The sequence below is a fragment of the Nguyenibacter vanlangensis genome (assembly GCF_013376155.1).
In the GTDB taxonomy this organism is placed as follows: domain Bacteria; phylum Pseudomonadota; class Alphaproteobacteria; order Acetobacterales; family Acetobacteraceae; genus Gluconacetobacter; species Gluconacetobacter vanlangensis.
On sequence record NZ_JABXXP010000353.1, the window covers coordinates 1 to 3,038 of the forward strand.

At 68.5% G+C, this 3,038-nt stretch carries 4 protein-coding genes; 1 reads left to right on the plus strand and 3 read right to left on the minus strand.

Going from position 1 to position 3,038, the window contains the following annotated elements:
- Window positions 1-25: 25 nt before the first annotated feature.
- Window positions 26-229 (minus strand): 50S ribosomal protein L32, encoded by a 204-nt coding sequence (gene rpmF, locus HUK84_RS13675; protein ID WP_176640780.1) that lies wholly within the window; start codon window positions 227-229, stop codon window positions 26-28.
- 144 nt (window positions 230-373) lie between these two features.
- The gene (locus HUK84_RS13680) at window positions 374-946 is read right to left on the minus strand and encodes a YceD family protein (protein ID WP_176640781.1); all 573 of its coding nucleotides are present in this window, start codon (window positions 944-946) and stop codon (window positions 374-376) included.
- 157 nt (window positions 947-1,103) lie between these two features.
- Here HUK84_RS13680 and HUK84_RS13685 point away from each other — a divergent pair, with 157 nt between their 5' ends.
- Window positions 1,104-1,673 (plus strand): outer membrane protein assembly factor BamE, encoded by a 570-nt coding sequence (locus HUK84_RS13685; protein ID WP_176640782.1) that lies wholly within the window; start codon window positions 1,104-1,106, stop codon window positions 1,671-1,673.
- Window positions 1,674-1,709: 36 nt separating this feature from the next.
- Here the strand turns inward: HUK84_RS13685 and HUK84_RS13690 are convergent.
- Window positions 1,710-3,038, minus strand: a 1,329-nt coding sequence (locus HUK84_RS13690) for an ATP-binding protein (RefSeq protein ID WP_246285679.1), incomplete at its 5' end; no start/stop codon positions are given.

Here is a 3,038-nt window from a genome sequence, read left to right on the forward strand (position 1 = left end):
GACCGGCCGGCCATGCGCCGCCGGCTCAGGCCCGGACGGCGGTCTTCAGCGCCTTGCCGGCGGCAACGACCTCGCGGCCGTCATAATGGCCACAATGGCTGCAAACATGGTGCGGCCGCTTCAGTTCACCGCAATTCGCGCACTCGGCATGGGCCTGCACGCGCAGCGCCTCGTGGCTGCGACGCATGCCGCGACGGGACGGCGAGGTTTTTCTCTTGGGTACAGCCATGGGCCCGGGCCCCTCCGATCTGGGATCTTAACCGGGCTCCGTCATCACACGGGTCCCGGTCAGTTATCGACAATGAGGGGGCGCCTCTAGCAGACCGCACGACATTCCGCAAGCATCTCTCCGGCGACGCACCCCGCCGCACGGTCAGTTGGGCGCCTTCTTCAGCGCCGCCAGGGCGGCGAAGGGCGACTGCTTTTCCCCCGATATCTCCCCCGACGCGTCCCTGGGCGCGTCCCCGTCTCCGGGATTCGCGGGCGGAACATCCACCTGGCCGACACCTTCGGGCAGCACGCTACCCGGCTTGCGCGGATAGGGATCCAGCGCCAGCGACAATTCCTCGGCCGCCAGCGCGCCCAGGTCGATCATGTCCCGCGCATAAGGGATCTCGTCCACCGCCTCGGGGTCCAGATCCTCATCCTCGCGAAACCGCTCGGCCGGGACGAAGCGCGCAGCAAACGTCTCGGCCACCCCGTTGGCAAACCGATCCGTCGTCACCACGCACACCTGGTCGACCGTCGCGGCCAGCCAGCCTTCGGCGTAGATTTCGCCCCGCCGCCCCGGCGTCAGGCGATAGCGGCAGGACAGCGCGCGCACCGCCGGCAGGCCGAAACGCGCGGCCAGAGCGGCGCATTCGCGCGCGTCCGCCTCGATCGTCAAGTCCATGCCCGACGCGGCGATCCGCCCCACCGCGACCTTGCGGGAAAATTCCGCCTCCATGAACAGCCAGCTCCTTTATACGCTATACGCCGCCCGCTCTCCGGTCCGGCCGGCACGCGGGATATTCACCCATCTATGGCGATGGAGAATTGACTTCGCCACCCCAATCGGGCACCCGACAGATGAGTTTACCCTGGATCAGGACGCCCTTCAGGCCATGCGGTCACCTTCGGACACGAATTCGGCCCTCCGCCCGGCGAGGCGCCTTCTCCCCTGCGCCGTCGTCGGCCTCGGCATGCTCCTCTCCGGCTGTTCGGTCTTCTCGTCCCGGCCGTTCCAGCGCGGCTCGCTGATCGAACGCGACGACTATACCCAGCTCAAACCCGGCGTCAGCACGCGTGCCGACGCGATGGACCTGCTGGGCTCGCCGACCACGCGCGCCACGTTCGACGACAATACGTGGATCTACATCTCCATGCGGACCGCGCAGACGCCGCTCAGCTTCCCCAGCATCCGCCAGCAGCAGGTCGTGGTGCTGAATTTCGACGACAAGGGTACGCTACGCACCCTGCGCACCCTGGACAAGAGCAACGCGCGCCCCGTCTCCATGGTCGGCGCCGTCACCCCGACTCCGGGCACCAGCGTCAATATCATGCAGCAGATCCTGGGCAATGTCGGCCGCTACAACCCGATGAGCAACCTGGACAGCACGTTCGGCGGCAGCACCGGCCCGATGGGCTTCAACAACGGTCCGGGCCATGGCGGCACGGGCAATTCGCTGCCCTGATATCACGGCCTGATGCCGGCCTGTCCTGACACCGGCCTATAGCGGCAGCACGATCCGCACCTGCAGACCGCCCAGCCGGCTGGCGCGCAGGGCGATGTCGCCACCATGCGCCCGCACGATATCGCGGGCGATCGTCAGGCCCAGCCCCGTGCCGCCCCCGCTGCCGCTTTCGAACGGGCGAAAGACGCTTTCCATCCGGTCCGGCGGAATCCCCGGCCCGTCATCGTCGACGCACACCATGATCACGCGCCCGTCCGGCGCGGCGCTCAACGCCACGCGCCCGCCATGACGGCGGGCATTCTGCATCACATTGTCCAACACCCGGCGGATCGCATCCGGCCGCACGATAATCTCGACCGGCACCGGCACGGAAATCGACAGGATCTCGCCCCCCGCTCGGCGAAAGGACGCGGCGGCATCCTCCAGCAGCGGCCCAATTCCGACCGACACCGGCGTCTCGGCCCCCTCGCCCCGCGCGAAGGACAGATAGCTTTCGATCATCCGCTCCATCTCGGCGATGTCGGCGATCATGTCCGCCACGTCGTCCCGCAGCGCGGCGGCATCGACCCTCCCCTGCTGCGGCATCATCGCCAGCGACAGGCGCAGCCGCGTCAGCGGCGTGCGCAAATCGTGCGACACCCCGGCCAGCACCGCGGTCCGCTGCGCCACGAAGCGGAAGATCCGCTCCTGCATGCGGTTGAACGCCACCGCCGCCTTGCGCACCTCCTGCGCGCCCTCCGGGCGGATCGGCCCGGTATCGCGCCCCAGGCCGAACAATTCCGCCCCACGCGCCAGCCGCCGGATCGCCCGCACCTGGTTGCGCATGAACAGGCTGGCGATCATGAACAGCAGCAGCGTGCTGCCCACCGCCCAGGCCACGAACCAGATCGGCGCCACGTCCAGCCGCTTGCGCGGCGCGCCGACGCTCAGGACCCCGTCGGGAAGCTGGATATAGATATGGACGGTATGCCTGTCGCCGATCCAGTCGATATAGGTCGGCCGCCCCAGCGAATCCGCCAGCGCCTGGGCCAGATCGTCATCCATCGGCCCCAGCACGTGGCTCGACCCGATGCGGGTCAGCCGCCATCCCGGCTGCCACCCTATGTCCAGTTGCGTGCGCCGGCGCACCCGCTGCATGATCCAGCTCCGGTCGCCGGCGGTGTGATAATGGTTCAGCAGGTCCACCGTCAGCGCGACCTCGGCCGCGATGCTGCCCGACATGCGCCGCGACACGACCTTCAGGTAATTGCCGTAGAACAGCTCCAGCGAGATCCCCTGCGTCACCAGCAGCGGAATCAGCACGATCAGCAGCGACCGCCCCAGCAGCGAGCGCGGCAGCACCCGGCGCACCGGCCGGTCCATGCG

Coding starts and splice junctions, on each gene's coding strand:
- rpmF (WP_176640780.1), bottom strand. CDS start 229: ATGGCTGTACCCAAGAGAAAAACCTCGCCGTCCCGTCGCGGCATGCGT.
- HUK84_RS13680 (WP_176640781.1), bottom strand. CDS start 946: ATGGAGGCGGAATTTTCCCGCAAGGTCGCGGTGGGGCGGATCGCCGCG.
- HUK84_RS13685 (WP_176640782.1), top strand. CDS start 1,104: ATGCGGTCACCTTCGGACACGAATTCGGCCCTCCGCCCGGCGAGGCGC.